The 16,962-nt window shown below is 72.2% G+C and carries 16 protein-coding genes and 1 riboswitch; of the genes, 8 read left to right on the top strand and 8 right to left on the bottom strand.

Annotated features, from left to right (window positions below; all coding sequences use genetic code 11):
- Positions 1-214: 214 nt before the first annotated feature.
- From ACFY0U_RS01000 to ACFY0U_RS00980, 5 genes are read right to left on the bottom strand one after another with little or no spacing between them, the layout of a single operon-like run.
- Positions 215-1,216: an ECF transporter S component gene (locus ACFY0U_RS01000; protein ID WP_388628272.1), complete on the bottom strand. Its 1,002-nt coding sequence runs from the start codon at positions 1,214-1,216 to the stop codon at positions 215-217.
- The gene (locus ACFY0U_RS00995) at positions 1,213-2,931 is read right to left on the bottom strand and encodes an ABC transporter ATP-binding protein (RefSeq protein WP_388628269.1); all 1,719 of its coding nucleotides are present in this window, start codon (positions 2,929-2,931) and stop codon (positions 1,213-1,215) included. Before ACFY0U_RS00995 ends, ACFY0U_RS01000 begins: the two co-directional genes overlap by 4 nt.
- Complete coding sequence (locus tag ACFY0U_RS00990) at positions 2,928-4,010, bottom strand: energy-coupling factor transporter transmembrane component T (protein ID WP_388628267.1); 1,083 nt, start codon at positions 4,008-4,010, stop codon at positions 2,928-2,930. The genes ACFY0U_RS00995 and ACFY0U_RS00990 overlap by 4 nt, the downstream gene beginning before the upstream one ends.
- The gene (locus ACFY0U_RS00985; RefSeq protein ID WP_388628264.1) at positions 4,000-4,653 is read right to left on the bottom strand and encodes an SCO2322 family protein; all 654 of its coding nucleotides are present in this window, start codon (positions 4,651-4,653) and stop codon (positions 4,000-4,002) included. Before ACFY0U_RS00985 ends, ACFY0U_RS00990 begins: the two co-directional genes overlap by 11 nt.
- Positions 4,650-5,882, bottom strand: a complete 1,233-nt coding sequence (locus ACFY0U_RS00980; protein ID WP_388628261.1) for a prenyltransferase/squalene oxidase repeat-containing protein — start codon at positions 5,880-5,882, stop codon at positions 4,650-4,652. The genes ACFY0U_RS00985 and ACFY0U_RS00980 overlap by 4 nt, the downstream gene beginning before the upstream one ends.
- Positions 5,883-5,996: 114 nt before the next feature.
- Positions 5,997-6,141, bottom strand: a riboswitch (cobalamin riboswitch).
- A gap of 41 nt (positions 6,142-6,182) precedes the next feature.
- On the opposite strand from ACFY0U_RS00980, the gene ACFY0U_RS00975 reads away from it, so the two are divergent.
- Positions 6,183-6,827, top strand: coding sequence for a phosphotransferase (locus tag ACFY0U_RS00975; RefSeq protein WP_388628258.1), 645 nt, complete (start codon positions 6,183-6,185; stop codon positions 6,825-6,827).
- 106 nt (positions 6,828-6,933) lie between these two features.
- Complete coding sequence (locus tag ACFY0U_RS00970; protein ID WP_388628255.1) at positions 6,934-9,006, top strand: ATP-binding protein; 2,073 nt, start codon at positions 6,934-6,936, stop codon at positions 9,004-9,006.
- Here the strand turns inward: ACFY0U_RS00970 and ACFY0U_RS00965 are convergent.
- Positions 8,991-9,446: a nuclear transport factor 2 family protein gene (locus tag ACFY0U_RS00965; protein WP_388628252.1), complete on the bottom strand. Its 456-nt coding sequence runs from the start codon at positions 9,444-9,446 to the stop codon at positions 8,991-8,993. The genes ACFY0U_RS00970 and ACFY0U_RS00965 overlap by 16 nt on opposite strands.
- 42 nt (positions 9,447-9,488) lie before the next feature.
- Entirely contained in the window at positions 9,489-10,514 is a 1,026-nt protein-coding gene (locus ACFY0U_RS00960; RefSeq protein WP_388630361.1) for an MBL fold metallo-hydrolase, read from the bottom strand.
- A 180-nt stretch (positions 10,515-10,694) separates the two neighbouring features.
- Between ACFY0U_RS00960 and ACFY0U_RS00955 the strand changes: the two genes are divergently transcribed.
- The 3 genes from ACFY0U_RS00955 (at position 10,695) to ACFY0U_RS00945 (ending at position 12,966) form a co-directional block, all read left to right on the top strand.
- The gene (locus tag ACFY0U_RS00955) at positions 10,695-12,152 is read left to right on the top strand and encodes an aldehyde dehydrogenase (RefSeq protein ID WP_388628249.1); all 1,458 of its coding nucleotides are present in this window, start codon (positions 10,695-10,697) and stop codon (positions 12,150-12,152) included.
- Positions 12,153-12,158: 6 nt separating this feature from the next.
- Positions 12,159-12,392, top strand: a complete 234-nt coding sequence (locus ACFY0U_RS00950; RefSeq protein ID WP_388628246.1) for a ferredoxin — start codon at positions 12,159-12,161, stop codon at positions 12,390-12,392.
- Positions 12,393-12,456: 64 nt separating this feature from the next.
- Positions 12,457-12,966 (top strand): hypothetical protein, encoded by a 510-nt coding sequence (locus ACFY0U_RS00945; RefSeq protein WP_388628243.1) that lies wholly within the window; start codon positions 12,457-12,459, stop codon positions 12,964-12,966.
- Here ACFY0U_RS00945 and ACFY0U_RS00940 read toward each other — a convergent pair.
- Positions 12,950-13,570: a TetR family transcriptional regulator gene (locus ACFY0U_RS00940; protein ID WP_388628240.1), complete on the bottom strand. Its 621-nt coding sequence runs from the start codon at positions 13,568-13,570 to the stop codon at positions 12,950-12,952. The two genes, ACFY0U_RS00945 and ACFY0U_RS00940, sit on opposite strands and share 17 nt — an antisense overlap.
- Positions 13,571-13,780: 210 nt before the next feature.
- On the opposite strand from ACFY0U_RS00940, the gene ACFY0U_RS00935 reads away from it, so the two are divergent.
- Genes ACFY0U_RS00935 through ACFY0U_RS00925 form a run of 3 tightly spaced genes read left to right on the top strand, consistent with a single transcriptional unit; the run spans position 13,781 to position 16,961 of the window.
- Positions 13,781-15,166, top strand: coding sequence for a glycosyltransferase family 4 protein (locus tag ACFY0U_RS00935; protein ID WP_388628237.1), 1,386 nt, complete (start codon positions 13,781-13,783; stop codon positions 15,164-15,166).
- Positions 15,160-15,894 (top strand): class I SAM-dependent methyltransferase, encoded by a 735-nt coding sequence (locus ACFY0U_RS00930; RefSeq protein ID WP_388628234.1) that lies wholly within the window; start codon positions 15,160-15,162, stop codon positions 15,892-15,894. The genes ACFY0U_RS00935 and ACFY0U_RS00930 overlap by 7 nt, the downstream gene beginning before the upstream one ends.
- Positions 15,891-16,961, top strand: coding sequence for a prenyltransferase/squalene oxidase repeat-containing protein (locus ACFY0U_RS00925; protein ID WP_388628232.1), 1,071 nt, complete (start codon positions 15,891-15,893; stop codon positions 16,959-16,961). The genes ACFY0U_RS00930 and ACFY0U_RS00925 overlap by 4 nt, the downstream gene beginning before the upstream one ends.
- Position 16,962 lies beyond the last annotated feature (1 nt).

The following is a 16,962-nucleotide window of genomic DNA, read 5'->3' as shown; positions in this document are numbered from 1 at the left end:
GTCGGCGCCGTGCGACGTTGTCCAGAGAAACAGGCTTGGAGCGCGTCCGCAATGACCCCTTTTGCTAGTTGTGGTCGTATGTGGGGCGGGCGGGGTCCGTGTGACGTGGCTCTCAAAGTGCAGGTCAGAGGCGCTTATGGCGTGTACATGGCGTCCGAAATGTACTACTAGCCCGGTTAGTTCGTGATGTGGGTCATGTGGGGTGCTTCACCGCTCAACGAGGCTCGAATGTGACCGCGGTCTCGAACGCCGCGCGCCGGGTGGCTCTGCGTAGCGCCCTGAGTACGGCCGGCCCGAGCACGAAGGTCAGCACGACCGTGCACACCGCCCGGCCCAGGTCCCAGCCGAGGGAGGTGGCCAGGCAGTAGGCGAGGAAGCGGGCCAGGTTCTCGGGGACCGGGTCCCCGGGGGCGAAGGCGATGTTCGAGGCCAGCGCGCCCATGAAGGGCCAGCCCGCCAGGTTCATCGCCGTGCCGTAGGCGAAGGCGGCCAGGAATCCGTACAGGGCGAGCAGCCGCAGCTCCGCCCGCCCCCGGATCCGGCCCGGCAGCAGGCCCGCGCCCATCGTGAACCAGCCCATCGCCATCATCTGGAACGGCATCCACGGGCCCACCCCGCCCGTCAGCAGCGCCGAGGCGAACATCGTCGTCGAGCCGAGCGCGAACCCGAACCCCGGGCCGAGCACCCGGCCGCTCAGCACCATCAGGAAGAACATCGGCTCGATCCCGGCGGTCCCGCCACCGATCGGCCGCAGCGCGGCGCCGGTCGCGGCCAGCACGCCCATCATCGCCACCGCCTTCGGCCCCAGCCCCGCCTCCGACATCGCCGCCCCCACCACCCCGACCAGCAGCAGCAACAACCCCGCGAACAGCCACGGCGCGTCCTGCGTATGCGTCCCGACCTGCGAGGTCGGCGGCGCGAGGAAGGGCCACCCGAAGGCGACGACACCCACCGCGCCGGAGAGGGCGAGGGCGGCGATGGAGCGGGGGCCGAGGCGGATGGCACGCGGCCGGGGACGAGGCCGGCCCTTGCCGGGTGCCGACACGGACAGGGGGTTTCCGTGGAGGGGGGTGCCGGGTGCCGGTTTCGGGGCGGGCTTTCCGTGGTCGGGGGTGCCGGGTGCGGGCTGCGGCGGAGGGCTTGTCCGGGCCTGGTCGGCGGGTGCCGATTTCGTCGGAGGGGCGGTTTGGTTCTCGGCGTCGGGCGTCGGCTTCATCGGAGGGCCTCCCGTACCTGTGTCACCGTGAGCCACTTCTGGGGGGCCAGGATCTTGCTGACCTGAGGGGCGAAGGAGGGGGAGGTCACCACGACGTCCGCCGCCGGGCCGTCCGCGATCACCTCGCCGTCGGCGAGGAGGACGACCCGGTGGGCGATCTCGGCGGCGAGTTCCACGTCGTGCGTGGCCAGGATGATGGCGTGGCCCTCGGTGGCGAGTGACGTGAGGAGCGTGATCAGGCGGGCCTTCGCCGCGTAGTCCAGGCCTCGGGTCGGCTCGTCGAGGAGGAGCAGGGGAGGGCGGGCGGTGAGTACGACGGCCAGGGCGAGTGCGAGGCGCTGGCCCTCGGAGAGGTCGCGGGGGTGGGTGTCGTCGCTCACGCCCGGGAGGAGCTCGGAGACGAGGGCGCGGCAGGTGCCGGGGGCGGCGCCCGCGTCCGCGTCGGCCGCCGTGCATTCGGCGGCGACCGTGTCGGTGTACAGCAGGTCGCGCGGCTCCTGCGGTACGAGGCCCACACGCCGTATGAGGTCCTTGGGGGGCGTGTGATGGGGCACGGCTCCACCCACCCGCACGGAACCGGCGGAGGGTTCTACGAGACCGACGAGTGCGTTGAGCAGCGTGGACTTGCCCGCGCCGTTGCGGCCCATCAGGGCGATGGTCTCGCCGGGGGTGACGGTGAGGTCGATGTGGCGGAGGGCGTGGACGTGGGCACGGCGGACCGAGAGGGCTTGGACTTCGGCGGTGTGGGGGGATGGGGGGAGAGGGGTGGGGGTGCGTGTGAACCAGCGGCGGCGGGTGGGGGCGCCCCATAGCTCGGGGGGTGGAGGTTGTTGGCGGGTGCGGGTTTGATGTGGCTGGTCGCGCAGTTCCCCGCGCCCCTGGGCGGCAGCGTCTGGACCTGCGTTCAGACGCGCCCGTAGGTCTCCTGCCCTTCGGCGCGCGTCCCTCACCGTCAGGGGCAGCGGGGACCAGCCCGCCAGGCGCCCCAGATCCACCACCGGCGGATACACCGGGGATACGGCCATGATCTCGGCCGGGTCGCCCAGCACCAGGGGAGCCCCCTGACCCGGCAACAGGGCCACCTGGTCGGCGTACTGGATGACCCGCTCCAGACGGTGCTCGGCCATCAGGACCGTCGTCCCCAGGTCGTGGACGAGGCGTTGGATGACCGCGAGGACCTCCTCCGCGGCGGCCGGGTCAAGTGCGGAGGTGGGTTCGTCGAGGACGAGGACCTTGGGGTGCGGGGTGAGGACCGAGCCGATGGCCACGCGCTGCTGCTGGCCGCCGGAGAGGGTGCTGATGGGGCGGTCGCGGAGGTCGGCCAGGCCCAGGAGGTCCAGGGTCTCCTCCACCCGGCGGCGCATCACGTCCGGCGCGAGGCCCAACGACTCCATGCCGTAGGCGAGTTCGTCCTCGACCGTGTCCGTCACGAAGTGGGACAGCGGATCCTGGCCCACCGTGCCCACCACGTCGGCGAGTTCACGCGGCTTGTGCGTACGGGTGTCACGGCCGGCCACCGTGACGCGGCCGCGCAGGGTGCCGCCGGTGAAGTGCGGGACGAGACCGCAGACGGAATTGAGGACGGTCGACTTGCCGGTGCCGGACGGCCCCACGAGCAGGACGAGTTCACCCTCCGGGACCTCGAAGTCCACGCCCCGGACGGTCGGTTCGGCCGCCCCGTCGTACGTCACGGAGACATCCTCGAAGCGGATCACGACGGCTCCTTGTAGGGCGCGATGAAGGCCGGGAGCAGTCCGACGAGGATCGCCGCCGCGGGCCAGAGGGGCAGGGTCGGGGCGACCGGCGGGATCACGCCGGGGTGCAGGGCCGCGGGGTCCGCCGCGGCCGCGAGGGCCAGCGCCACCGCCACCACCGCGCCGGAACCGGCGACGAGGCACCCGCGCGTGTTCCAGCGGTCCGGACGGTAGCGGGTGCGCGGGGTGCGCCGCCCGCCGAGGCGCAGCCCCGCGAGGGCGGCGACCGCTCCGACGAGGAGCACGGGCATGCCGTACGTGCCGCCCTCGGCGGTGAGCAGGCCGTACGTTCCCGCGCAGATGCCGAGCAGACCGCCGAGGGTGAGCGCGGTCGTCGTACGGCGGACACGGGACGGGACGTCGGCGGTACGGCCGTACCCGCGCGCGTCCATCGCGGCGGCGAGGCCGACGCTGCGCTCCAGGGCGCCCTCCAGGACCGGCAGGCCCACGTGCAGCAGGCCCCGGATGCCCTTGTCCGGGCGGCCGCGCAGCCGGCGGGCGGCGCGTACGCGCTGGACGTCGGCGATGAAGTGGGGCGCGAAGGTGAGGGCGACGACGACCGCCACGCCGATCTCGTAGAGGGCGCCCGGCAGGGACTTGAGGAGCCGGCTGGGGTTGGCGAGGGAATTCGCCGCGCCCACGCAGACGAGGAGGGTGGCCAGCTTCAGCCCGTCGTAGAACGCGAACAGGAGTGACTCGCCGGTGACCTTGCCGCCGAGCCGGATGCCCTGCGCCCAGTCGGGGAGGGGGAGTTCGGGGAGGGTGACGATCACATGGGTGCCGGGGAGAGGCGAGCCGAGGGTGACGGCGAAGACGAGGCGGATGAGGAGGACGGCGAGGGCGAGCTTGACGAAGGCGGAGTACGAGCGGGACCAGGGGGCGTCGGAGCGGCAGGTCACCACGACGTAGGCGGAGGTGGCGATGAGGAGGGCGTGCAGGAGGGGGTTGGTGGTGCGGGTGGCAGCGACGCCGAGGGCGAGGGCCCAGAGCCACCAGGCGGCGGGGTGCAGGTTCCGCGGCCGCGGAAGGTCACCGCGCATTCCCGCGCCGCCTCGCCTGCCACACCGCTGCCGCGCCGAGGACCGCGACGGCTGCCGCGCCGGCGAACAGGCCCAGCGAGGGGCCGCTGTCGGAGTCCTTGTCCTGCGCGGACGCCGGCCGCGTGGAAGCCGGCTTCTTCCCTCCCGCCACCTGCTCCCCGCACCCCGTCTCCGGATACCCGGCGATCGCGCACAGCAGCGCGTTCGTGCTGTACCGCAACGGCTTCGCCACCGTCGCCAGCGCCTCCGCCGTCGTCGCGTCCCGCGACACCAGCGCGCAGGCGGTACGCGTCGCGGGCGGCCTCTCGCCGGACGGGGCGTCCTGTGCCGTACCGAAGTCGACGACCAGCGCCACCCGCTTCTTGCCCTCCGCCGCCGGGGTCTGCGCACAGATCGTCCCGAACGACGCCGTGCCACGGGGCTTCGTCGCGTCCCCGGAGTCCTCACTGACGGCGAAACGGAACCCCTGCACATCGCCGTCGGCGGGGACGGCGGTGGCGGGGCCCTGGGTGGCGTAGGTCCAGGCGCCGCCGGTGCGGTCCCAGAAGGACCAGTAGCGGTAGCCGGCGGCGTGGGCGGACGGGGCCGCGCCGGTCAGGAGGACCAGCGCGGCCAGCAGCGGCGCGAGGGCTCGGCGGATCACGGCTGCTGCTTCTTCTTGCGGCCGCTGATCAGGAAACCGACGCCGATGCCGCCCACGAGACCGACCCCGACGATCCACCAGACGCTGACGCCCTCGTCGTCCTTCTCGGCCGCCCGGTCGTCCGCCGCCGGGGACGCGCTTCCGGTGGCGGAGGGCACCTTCTCGGGCGCGGGGCCGGTCGCGTTGAGCAGCTTCACCAGGTCCTGGCCGCCGAAGTCCCGTGTGTCGAAGGTGTCGGCCTCGGCTGCGAGGATCAGCTGCGCGTACGCGGCCGGACCGCTCTGCTGGGCCCACTGCTCGAAGTTGGCCTCCAGCCAGCGCATGCTGTCGGCCGCCTGCTCACCCTGTCCGGCGGTGGCGAGGGCGAGGACCGCGTCGGCCGTGTTGCCGTAGTCGGGCTGGTCCTCGGAGCCGGGCAGCGCCGACGTGAGGTGGCCGTCCTTGGCGAGGGCCTTGACGAGGTAGGCGGCACCGTTCTCCGCGGCCTGCTCCGGATCGGTGGCGTCCTTGCAGGTCGGGGTGGTGCCGGTGGGCTTCTCGGGAGTTCCGGCCAGGCCCTTGCCCAGCGCGCCCACCACGGCCGCCGCCGTCGCGTCCGCGTTGGCCGCGAGCTTGCCCTTCTTGTCCGGCTGGTAGGCGAAGGCGCCCGCGCCGTCCCCGGCGCAGGGCAGGGCGAACGTCAGCAGGGCGTCGTAGGGGGACTTGCCGCCCTTGACGACATCGGCCGGCTTCTCACCGGCCGCGGTGAGCGCACCGATGACCACGGACGTGGAGTTCGCGTCGCTGGCCCCGCCCGGGGCGTAGCCCCAGCCGCCGTCCTTGTTCTGCACGGACTTCAGCCAGGCGACCGCCTTGCCCGTCGCGGTGTCGTGCCCGCCGAGCGCGGCCAGGGCCTGGACGGCGGCGGCCGTGCTGTTGGTGTCGACCAGGAGCTTCGCGGTACAGGCCTTGGTGGTGTCGGCGCGGAAGGGGGCGAAGGCGCCGTTCGCGCACTGCTGGCCGGTGAGCCAGTCCACCGCTTCGGCGGCCGGTACGACACCCACCGTGTCCTGCGCGAGCAGCGTCAGCGACTGCCGCCACACCCCGTCGTACGTCGGATCCCCACTCCCGTACAACCCCTCCGGTATCGCCACCGACGGCGAAGGAGAAGGACTCGCGGCGACGGCCGGTGCGGCCGTACCGATCACTGCGGTGGCGGCCAGGACCGCTGCGCTGCGGCGGACGTTCATGATCGGCGGGTGCCTCTCCCTGCAAGGGAGCCGGGCAGCACGGGACACCCCGGCGGCTCGGCTCCGTATACCTCGACGGTGCCGCGCACCGGCCGGTTGCCGGTGCACGTGAGCCGGTCACAAGTACCGAAAGCGGGGCGATCCGGCTCGCCGCTCCCGGCGGGAGACGGCTCACGGTTGCGGGTCAGCGCCGGAATTGCACCGGCTTCCCCCCGTACGGGTGTGATGACGACGCGGCCACTCTACCGGCCCGTAGCAAAGCCCCTGAGGGGTGGCTGTGAGCAGCGGTAGGTTCCCGGCATGGGGATCATCACGGGGAGACTGATCGGCTCGGGGCGGGCGTCCGACGTGTACGAGATCGACGAGGCGTGGGTGCTGCGGCGGGCCCGGGACACCTACAGCGACGCGCGCGTCGAGGCGGCCGTCATGGAGCGGGTGCGCGGGCAGGGGTATCCGGTGCCGCGGGTGCGGGTCGAGGACTGCTCGCCCACCGAGCTGGTGATGGAGCGGCTGCACGGGCCGACGATGCTGGCCGCCTTCGCCGCCGGAAAGATCGACGCGCGGGAGGCAGGGGTCGTACTGGCCCGACTGCTGCGGCAGTTGCACGCGCTGCCCGGCCGTGTCGTCCACCTCGATCTGCATCCGGACAACGTCATGCTCACCCCCGCCGGGCCCTACGTCATCGACTGGGCCAACGCCGAGGAGGGCGACCCCGGTCTCGACTGGGGCATGTCGGCGGTGATCCTCGCCCAGGTCGCCGTGGGGGACGAGACGTTCGCGGAGCCGGCGCGCGCGATGCTCACCGCGTTGCTCGCCGAGCCGTCGTCCCTGACCGACGAGGGGCTGGCGGAGGCGCGGCGCAGGCGGGTGGCCAATCCGACGATGAGCCGGCGGGAGGTCGAACTCCTCGGGGAGGCGGAGGACTTGATCCGGTCGCTGGTGTGATCGGGTTCGGTCGGGAAGTGGTGGGACATTGCCACTTCGGGTGATCACTCCGTCCGGTTCGGTCGGATCGCGTGGGCGTGGGGGCGTCACGGCCAGACTGTTGCCCGTGCCCAGCGAGAAGACCCTCCCCGGGAACCTGCTGCCCGATCCCCGCGGCTTCGTCGGACGGCAGAACGAACTCGCGTGGCTTGCACAGAAGTTGGAGCCCTCCGGCGGGAGTGGTCCGGTGACCCTCCTCGGAGTGGGAGGGGTGGGCAAGACGCGGCTGGCGCTGCGGGCGGCGGAGCGGGCCGGGGCGGCGTATCCCGACGGGGTGTGGCTGGTGGAGCTGTCGCCGCTGCGTGCCGAGGGCCAGGTGCCCCTGGCCGTGATGGAGGCGCTGCGGCTCGCCGGCCAGACCGCCGGGCCGGTGACCCGGTCCCTGTGCGCCTGGGCGCGGGACAAGCGGCTGCTGCTCGTCCTCGACACCTGCGAGCACCTGCTGGCCGAGTGCGCGGCGCTGATCGCGGACCTGCTCGCCGTCGCGCCGGGGGTGCGCGTCCTCGTCACCAGCCGTGAGCCGCTGGACATGCCGGGGGAGCGGACGCTGGAGGTGGCCCCGCTGCGGGAGCCCGACGCCACGGCCCTGTTCGCCCAGCGGGCCGCCACCGTCACCCCGGGCTTCGTCCTCGACGCCACGACCCGACGCCAGGTCACCGACATCTGCCGGACCCTCGACGGCATCCCGCTCGCCATCGAACTCGCCGTCGCACGGCTGTCGTCGCACCCCCTGGACAAGCTCCACGAACTCCTCGGCGACCGGCCGCGCTCCCGCTTCGACGTGCTCGCCCGGGACGAGAGGCCGGCGCGGGGGCTGCCCCGGCACTGGACCCTGCGCACGACCATCGGCTGGAGCCACGAACTGTGCGCCCCGCTGGAACGGCTGCTGTGGGCGCGGCTGTCGGTCTTCGCCGGCTCCTTCACCCGCCGGGCCGCCGAGTGGGTCTGCGCGGGCGGACCGCTGCGTGCCGACCAGGTCGAGGGCCTGCTTCTGCGTCTGACCCGGCAGTCGGTGGTGCTGCGCCATCCGGCCGACCCGGACCGCTTCCGGCTCCTGGACACCGTGCGCGAGTACGGCGCCGACTGGCTGCGGGAGTTGGGGGAGGAGGAGGCCGTACGGCGGCGGCACCGGGACCACTACCGGCGGTTCGCGCGGGAGGCCTGCTCCGACTGGAACACCGGCCGCCAGGTCGCCTGGTGCGAACGGGTCTTCGCCGAGCACGCCAACCTCCGTGCCGCCGTGGACTGCGCGCTGGAGGACCCCGGCAGCCGGACCGCGCTGGAGACGGTGGGCGGCATCGGGTTCCTGTGGCGCCACTGCGGCATGCTGCGCGACGCCCAGCTCGCCCTCGACCGGGTGCTCGCCGCCGAGCACGAGCCGGGCGAGGGCCTGCTGCTGGCGCTGTGGAGCCGGGCGGCCGTCGCGGTCACCCAGGGGCACCCGGACGCGGCGGTGCCGTGGGCGGAGCGGTGCATGGACCTGGCGCGGGACCTCGCTGATCCGGCCGCGATCGACGCGAGCGGGTACCTCACCCTCGGCCTGTTCGTCCTGACCGCTCGGCCGGCCGAGACGCTCAAGGGGCTGCCGGAGCTGCCGTTCGTGCCCGTCGTGTCCGACTGGCGCGGATCGGGCCAGCTCCAGATGCGGGCCATGCGGCCGCTCGCCCACCTGATGAGCGGCGCGTACGACGCGGCCGACGCGTCGGCCGCCGAGGTCCGCGCGCTCTGTGCGCGCAGCGGCGAGCTCTGGACGGGGGCCTTCGTCGACGCCTTCATCGCCGACGCCGATCTCGCGCTGGGCCGCACCGCCGCCGCCCTGGCCAACGCCCGCGCCGCGCTGGCCGGGCATCGGCGGATGCACAACACCTCCGGCGTCGCCTTCGGCATCGACGCCCTGGTCGCCGCCGAGATCAGGGACGAGACCGCGGACGGCCGCCGTGCCGCCCGGCTGCTCGGCATCAGCCGTCGGGTCTGGGAACGCGTGGGCAGCGAGCAGTTCAGCCTGCCCGGCCGCGTCGCCGCCCGCGAGGCCCGCGAACGCCTGCTCCGCGACCGCCTCGGCGACCGGACGTACAAGGAGGCGTACGCGGCGGGTCTCGCCATGGCGTACGACGAAGGCCTCGACTACGCGCTGAGCTGAGGCGTCGGCCCGCCGAACGGCAGATGCAGCGCCCGTGACGCCAGCAGCCACCTCCCGTCGCCTGCCCGCCGGAACGTGTCCTCGTAGTGCCCGACCTGGACCGGCGCCCCCGGCGGCACGATCCCGCCGTCGTACCCGTCGACCCGGTACGTGGTGAAGTACGAGGTCGCCGTCGCGGTGTCCGAGGAGGTCACCGTGACCAGGACGTTGGACATCACCCGCCGTGACAGCCGGTCCTCGGGCCGGGACCCGAAGTACTCCCGCAGCGCCGCGCGCCCGTCGAAGCGCCGGCCGTCGCCCGGCGAGGGCCACTCCCAGCTGCCGTCCTCGGTGAACAGCTCGGCCACGGAACCCGGGTCCCCGATGTCGAGCCGGCGGACGAAGTCGAGGATGAGGCGTTCGCAGGCGCGCTCGGCGAGGAGTTGCTCCAGAGGGTCCATGGATCAGTGGTACCAGGCGCGGATCATGACCCGCGACCCGATTCACCCCGCGACGTAGGTCACCGGATCGCTCCCGGCCACGGCCTCCGCCCGCCCCAGCTTCACCAGCCGCCGCAGATGCGCCTCGGCCTCCGAGACCGCGATGGTCCTTGATCCGTAGGGGATCTGGTCCCACGGCCGGTTCCACTCCATGCGCTCGGCGAGCTGCCACGGGGTGAGGGGTTCGACCAGCAGCGTCAGCAGGTCGGTGAGGCGTTCCTCGTGATGGGCGAGCAACTCCCGTACCCGGGAGGCCGCGTCGGTGAAGACGTGCTGGTGGGCGGGGAGGACCTCGGCGGGGGCGAGACGGCCGACGCGTTCGAGGGAGTCGAGGTAGTCGCCGAGGGGGTCGGTGACCGTGGTGTCGTCGGGGTCCTCGTACAGACCGATGTGCGGGGTGATCTCGGGGAGCAGGTGGTCACCGGAGAACAGGCGTCCGTTGCCGGGGAGTTGGGCGGGGTGGGCCTCCTCCAGGTGGAGGCAGACGTGGCCCGGTGTGTGGCCCGGCGTCCAGATCGCGCGCAGGCGGCGGCCCGCCAGGTCGAGGAGTTCGCCCGGGACGATCTCGCGGTCGGGGACGGCGGGGGAGAAGCCGGGGAGTTTGCGGGGGCGGGCGGTGCGCAGGGGCGCCACATGGGACTCCGGGGCGCCGGCGGCCTCCAGCTTGGCCGTCATGTAGGAGAACCAGCGCTCCGAGCGGGTCTCGCGGGTACGGCGGACGATCGACGCGTCCGCCGCGTGCATCGCGATCCAGGCGCCGGACACCTCTCGGACCTTGCCCGACAGACCGTGGTGGTCCGGGTGGTGATGGGTGATCACCACCCCGTGGACCTCGGTCGCCGAGGTGCCGCAGGCCCGCAGTCCCTCGGCGAGGGTGTCCCAGGACTCCGGGTCGTCCCAGCCGGTGTCGATGAGCACCGGACCGCGGTCGGTGTCGACGACGTACACCAGCGTGAAGCCCAGCGGGTTGTCGGGGATGGGGACCCGGATCGACCGGACGCCTCCGCCGTGGTCGCCGACCTGTGGCATGAGCTGAGCCATGAGCCCCCCTGTCGCCGCGTTCCCGCCACTATAACTAGAACGCGTTTCGATGGGAGCCCAAGTCACCCTTCAGTGCGGTGTGAGCTCTGTGGACTCCTCCGAGGGGAACTGGTATCAGTTCCCGTATCTGATGAACCGTCAGAGTCAGCTCCCGGGGAGGCAGTCGCCATGACCGAGCTCGTGGAACACGGACAGCTGTTCATCGGCGGGGAGTTGACCGACCCCCTGGGCAAGGACGTCATCGAGGTGATCTCCCCGCACACCGAGGAGGTCATCGGAAGGGTGCCGCACGCCTCGGCCGAGGACGTGGACCGGGCGGTCGCGGCGGCGCGCAGGGCGTTCGAGGAGGGGCCCTGGCCGCGCATGACGCTCGACGAGCGCATCGAGGTCGTCTCCCGCATCAAGGACGGCATCCTCACCCGGCACGAGGAGATCGCCCGCGTGATCTCCTCCGAGAACGGCTCGCCGTACTCCTGGAGCGTCCTCGCGCAGGCGCTCGGCGCGATGATGGTGTGGGACGCGGCGATCACGGTCGCCCGGAACTTCACGTACGAGGAGCAGCGCGACGGCGTCCTCGGCAAGATCCTCGTCCGGCGTGAACCGGTCGGTGTCGTAGCCGCCGTGGTCCCCTGGAACGTCCCGCAGTTCGTCGCCGCCGCCAAGCTCGCGCCCGCGCTGCTCACCGGCTGCACGGTGGTGCTGAAGCCGTCGCCCGAGTCGCCGCTGGACGCGTACCTCCTCGCCGAGATCACCCGCGAGGCCGGGCTGCCGGAGGGCGTGCTGTCGATCCTGCCCGCCGACCGGGAGGTCAGCGAGTACCTGGTCGGGCACCCCGGCGTCGACAAGGTCTCCTTCACCGGGTCGGTGGCGGCCGGCAAGCGCGTGATGGAGGTGGCCTCGCGCAATCTGACGCGCGTGACACTGGAGTTGGGCGGCAAGTCGGCGGCGGTCGTCCTGCCGGACGCGGACATCGAGACGTCCGTCCCCGGGATCGTGTCGGCGGCCTGGATGAACAACGGCCAGGCGTGCGTGGCCCAGACCCGCATCCTCCTGCCGCGCTCGCGCTACGACGAGTTCGCGGACGCCTTCGCCGCGGCGGCGAGCGCCCTGGTCGTCGGCGACCCGCTGGACCCCGCGACACAGGTCGGGCCGCTGGTGGCGCGGCGCCAGCAGCGCAGGAATCTGGACTACATCCGCATCGGCCAGGAGGAGGGCGCCAAGATCCTCACGGGCGGCGGCCGCCCGCCGGGCCTGGACCGCGGCTGGTACGTGGAGCCCACCCTCTTCGGCGACGTCGACAACTCCATGCGGATCGCCCGCGAGGAGATCTTCGGCCCGGTGATCTGCCTCCTGCCCTACGGCGACGAGTCCGAGGCCCTGAAGATCGCGAACGACTCGGACTACGGCCTGTCGGGCAGCGTGTGGACGGCGGACGTGGCGCACGGCATCGACGTCGCCCGCCAGGTCCGTACGGGCACGTACTCGGTGAACACCTTCAGCCTCGACATGCTCGGCCCGTTCGGCGGCTACAAGAACTCGGGCCTGGGTCGTGAATTCGGCCCCGAGGGCTTCAGCGAGTACCTGGAGCACAAGATGATCCACCTCCCGGCCGGCTGGGAGGGATGACCGGCCATGGGTGACCGCTGGCAGGTCGAGGTCGACCGCTCCATCTGCATCGGCTCGGCCCAGTGCCTCCACCACGCCCCCGACAACTTCCGCCTCGACACCGGCCGCCAGTCCCATCCCGTGGAACCGGAGACGGACGCCAACGAAAAGATCCTGGCCGCCGCGGAGAGCTGCCCGGTGGAGGCGATCATGATCACCCTGCTGGGGAGCGGGGAGCCGGTGTTTCCGCCGGAGGAGTAGCTCATGTGTGCGAAACTCCCCTGTCTGTGTGTGATCTGTGGGAGACGGGGGAGCGATGCGACGGGTGGCGAGCGCCGTGGTCACGGCCTGGGTGGCCGCGGTGGCCCTGACGGGGTGCGGCGGCGACGGGGACGACGGCCCGGCCGCGGACCGACAGGTGCTGACCACCGATGCCGTGCGGAAGGACCTCCAAGCCGCCCTGAAAGCGGGCGGATTCGGGCAGCCGTCGTACGTGGACGGCCGGTCGGGGGCTATCCGGAACCCCTGCCAGGTGATGGGAAGGCTGCGCACCCGCACCGCGCCGGACCGCAAGGCCACCGAACGGGCCGTCGCCGAACTGGAGAAGCGTGGCTGGCAGGCGACCGAACCGATGGCGGACAGAAGCGGCGTCGGCTGGGCGCTGGACCACGACGCGGGCTGGACGCTCAGTTTCCTGTCCGGAGTGGCATCCGAGGAGGGCGTGGGCACCGTGCTCCAGAGCGAGGAACAGGACGGTGCCGGGGCGTTCAAGGGACTGTCGTTCCTCGCGTTCGGCAAGAAGTGCGGGCAAGCCGCAGCTACGGCGTCTCCTTGACCCCGGTCAGGTCGATCAGGCGGCACACCGTCTCGATGTCGATCTTGACCTGGGCGATGGAGGCGCGGCCCGAGAGCCAGGTGATGAGGGCCGAGTGCCAGGTGTGTTCGATGACGCGGACCGCGGAGAGCTGGGCCGGGGTCGGGTCGTCGATGCCCATCGCGTCGAGGATGATCACCGTGGTCTGGCGGGAGACCTGGTCGACCTCGGGGGAGACGCTGCGGTCGGCGAAGGTGAGGGCACGGACCATCGCGTCGGCGAGGTGCGGCTCGCGCTGGAGGGCGCGGAACGCCCGCATCAGGGTCTCCGCCACCTTCTCGGCCGCCGTCTCGCCCTGCGGCGGCTTCTTCCGCAGCGTGCCGTGCATGTGCTCCAGCTGGTCCTGCATCGTGGCGACCAGCAGATGGATCTTGGACGGGAAGTAGCGGTACAGCGTGCCCAGCGCCACCTGCGAGGACTCCGCGACCTCCCGCATCTGCACCGCGTCGAAACCGCCCCGGCTCGCCAGCTGCGCGCTCGCGTGCAGGATGCGGCGACGACGGGCCTCCTGCCGCTCCGTGAGGGGCGCAGAGGCGGGGCGCTGGGTGATGGCTTCCGCAGGCATGGGTCCCGTTCCGTGACAGTCGGTGAGGGCAAATGATCACACAGCATGTCAGGGGGTCCCGGTGGTGGCGTGAATCACCTGATCCACTGCTCACAGTGCCCCTACCTGCCGGTAGATTCAGAGCCTCTTGAACGATCAAGTCTGAAACTTGTTCTAGATTAGCGTCCCGGCGTAATCTCGCGGGAAATAGCAGGGAGAAGGGGGCCCGGAGTGACCGCTGAGGCCAGTCGGGCGGGTTCCCAGGAGGACCCGGCCGCGGACGGCGAGCGACCGCTCAACATCGCACTCCTCACCTATAAGGGAAACCCGTTCTGCGGCGGCCAGGGCGTCTACGTCCGCCACCTCTCCCGCGAACTGGCCCGCCTCGGCCACCGCGTCGAGGTCATCGGCTCCCAGCCCTACCCCGTCCTCGACGAGGGCGACGACATCGACGGCCGGCTGAGCCTCACGGAACTGCCCAGCCTCGACCTGTACCGCTCCCCGGACCCCTTCCGCACGCCCAAGCGCGACGAGTACCGCGACTGGATCGACGCGCTCGAAGTGGCGACGATGTGGACCGGCGGCTTCCCCGAACCGCTGACCTTCTCGCTGCGCGCCCGCCGCCACCTGCGCGCCCGCCGCGGCGAGTTCGACGTCGTGCACGACAACCAGACGCTGGGCTACGGCCTCCTGGGCGACATCGGCGCCCCCCTCGTCACGACGATCCACCACCCCATCACCGTGGACCGCCAGTTGGAGCTGGACGCGGCCGAGAGCTGGGGCCAGCGCCTGGCCAAGCGACGCTGGTACGCCTTCACCCGCATGCAGAAGCGCGCCGCCCGCAGGCTCCCGTCGGTCCTCACCGTCTCCGGCACCTCCCGCCAGGAGATCGTCGACCACCTCGGCGTCCGCGACGACCGCATCCACGTCGTCCACATCGGCGCCGACACCGACCTTTTCTCACCGGATCCCTCGGTGGCCGTGATCCCCGGCCGGATCGTCACCACCTCCAGCGCCGACGTCCCGCTCAAGGGCCTGGTCTTCCTCGTCGAGGCCCTCGCGAAAGTCCGCACCGAGCACCCCGACGCCCACCTCGTCGTCGTCGGCAAGCGCGCCGAGGACGGCCCCGTCGCCCAGGCCATCGAGCGCTACGGCCTCGAAGGCGCCGTCCGCTTCGTCAAGGGCATCTCCGACGCCGAACTGGTCGACCTGGTCCGCTCGGCCGAGGTCGCCTGCGTGCCGTCCCTGTACGAGGGCTTCTCCCTGCCCGCGGCGGAGGCCATGGCCACCGGCACCCCGCTGGTCGCGACGACCGGCGGCGCCATCCCGGAGGTCGCCGGGCGCGACGGGGAGACCTGTCTGGCCGTACCGCCGGGGGACTCCGGGGCACTGGCGAGCGCCCTGAGCCGACTGCTCGGTGACCGCGACCTCAGGGCACGGCTCGGTCTCGCGGGCCGTGAGCGGGTCCTGGCGCGGTTCACCTGGGCCCGCGCCGCCGAGGGGACGGTGGCCAGGTACCGCGAGTCGATCGGCGCGCCCGGGACCTCTCCCTCGACCTCGACCGACCCCTCCGCCGCCCCCGCAGGCGCCTATTCCGAAAGCAGGGCCACGTGCTGACCGTCGACTTCTCCCGGTTCCCGCTCGCCCCGGGCGACCGTGTCCTGGACCTCGGCTGCGGAGCCGGCCGGCACGCGTTCGAGTGCTACCGGCGCGGCGCGCAGGTCGTGGCGCTGGACCAGAACGCCGAGGAGATCCGCGAGGTCGCCAAGTGGTTCGCGGCGATGAAGGAGGCCGGCGAGGCCCCCGAGGGCGCGACGGCCACCGCGATGGAGGGCGACGCCCTGGCGCTGCCCTTCCCCGACGACTCCTTCGACGTCGTGATCATCTCCGAGGTCATGGAGCACATCCCGGACGACAAGGGCGTACTCGCCGAGATGGTCCGGGTGTTGAAGCCCGGCGGCCGTATCGCCATCACCGTCCCGCGCTACGGCCCCGAGAAGGTCTGCTGGGCACTCTCCGACGCCTACCACGAGGTCGAGGGCGGCCACATCCGCATCTACAAGGCGGACGAACTGCTCGCCAAGATCCGCGAGGCCGGCCTCAAGCCGTACGGCACCCACCACGCGCACGCCCTGCACTCGCCGTACTGGTGGCTGAAGTGCGCGTTCGGCGTCGACAACGACAAGGCGCTGCCGGTGAAGGCGTACCACAAGCTGCTGGTCTGGGACATCATGAAGAAGCCGCTGGCGACCAGGGTCGCCGAGCAGGCTCTCAACCCCCTGATCGGCAAGAGCTTCGTGGCGTACGCGACCAAGCCGCACCTGCCTTCCGTGGACGCTCGGTGACCACTCCCCGTACCGAACACCTCGTCCTGTCCGGAGTCCTCACCGCCGAGCAGGCCGCCGCGACCGTCTCCGGCATCCTCGCCGTGCAGCGCGAGGACGGGGCGATCCCCTGGTTCCGCGGCCACCACCTCGACCCCTGGGACCACACCGAGGCCGCGATGGCCCTGGACGCGGCGGGCGAACACGAGGCCGCCGAGCGGGCCTACGACTGGCTGGCGCGGCACCAGAACGAGGACGGTTCCTGGTACGCGGCCTACCGGGACGGGGCGTTCGACGACGTCACCGACCGGGGCCGGGAGACCAACTTCGTCGCCTACATAGCCGTGGGCGTGTGGCACCACTACCTCTCCACGGGCGACGACACCTTCCTCGACCGCATGTGGCCCTCCGTCTACGCGGCCGTGGAATACGTCCTGCGCCTCCAGCAGCCCGGCGGACAGATCGGCTGGAAGGGCGAGGACGACGGCAGCTTCACCACGGACGCGCTGCTGACCGGTTCCTCGTCCATTCACCACGCGCTGCGGTGCGCCCTCGCGATCGCCGAGCAGCGCGAAGAGCCGCAGCCGGACTGGGAGTTGGCGCTGGGCATGCTCCGGCACGCCATCCGCCGGCACCCGGAGCGGTTCCTGGACAAGGACCGCTACTCCATGGACTGGTACTACCCGATCCTGGGCGGCGCGCTCACCGGCGCGGAGGCCAAGTCCCGTATGGAGAAGGACTGGGACCGCTTCGTCGTGCCCGGGCTCGGGGTGCGCTGCGTCGTCCCCAACCCGTGGGTGACGGGCGGCGAATCAGCCGAACTCGCCCTCGCGCTCTGGGCGATGGGCGAGTCCGACCGTGCGCTGGACATTCTCCAGTCGATCCAGCATCTGCGGGATCCGGAGAGCGGGTTGTACTGGACCGGGTACGTCTTCGACGACGGCGCCATCTGGCCCCAGGAGCTGACCACGTGGACGGCGGGGTCGTTGCTGCTGGCGGTCGCCGCGCTGGGTGGCCATGAGGCCACGTGCGCCGTGTTCGGCGGCGACCGTCTGCCGAGCGGGCTGGACCCGGACTGCTGCGCCTGAG

The sequence above is a fragment of the Streptomyces sp. NPDC001536 genome (assembly GCF_042894505.1).
Taxonomy (GTDB): Bacteria; Actinomycetota; Actinomycetes; order Streptomycetales; family Streptomycetaceae; genus Streptomyces.
The sequence above is the reverse complement of the archived record's forward strand: the minus strand, read 5'-3'. Positions and strand labels throughout refer to the sequence as shown.

Excerpts from the sequence above, each read along its gene's own strand:
- ACFY0U_RS01000 (WP_388628272.1), bottom strand. The coding sequence starts at position 1,216 with ATGAAGCCGACGCCCGACGCCGAGAACCAAACCGCCCCTCCGACGAAA.
- ACFY0U_RS00990 (WP_388628267.1), bottom strand. The coding sequence starts at position 4,010 with ATGCGCGGTGACCTTCCGCGGCCGCGGAACCTGCACCCCGCCGCCTGG.
- ACFY0U_RS00980 (WP_388628261.1), bottom strand. The coding sequence starts at position 5,882 with ATGAACGTCCGCCGCAGCGCAGCGGTCCTGGCCGCCACCGCAGTGATC.
- ACFY0U_RS00975 (WP_388628258.1), top strand. The coding sequence starts at position 6,183 with ATGGGGATCATCACGGGGAGACTGATCGGCTCGGGGCGGGCGTCCGAC.
- ACFY0U_RS00965 (WP_388628252.1), bottom strand. The coding sequence starts at position 9,446 with ATGGACCCTCTGGAGCAACTCCTCGCCGAGCGCGCCTGCGAACGCCTC.
- ACFY0U_RS00960 (WP_388630361.1), bottom strand. The coding sequence starts at position 10,514 with ATGCCACAGGTCGGCGACCACGGCGGAGGCGTCCGGTCGATCCGGGTC.
- ACFY0U_RS00955 (WP_388628249.1), top strand. The coding sequence starts at position 10,695 with ATGACCGAGCTCGTGGAACACGGACAGCTGTTCATCGGCGGGGAGTTG.
- ACFY0U_RS00950 (WP_388628246.1), top strand. The coding sequence starts at position 12,159 with ATGGGTGACCGCTGGCAGGTCGAGGTCGACCGCTCCATCTGCATCGGC.
- ACFY0U_RS00940 (WP_388628240.1), bottom strand. The coding sequence starts at position 13,570 with ATGCCTGCGGAAGCCATCACCCAGCGCCCCGCCTCTGCGCCCCTCACG.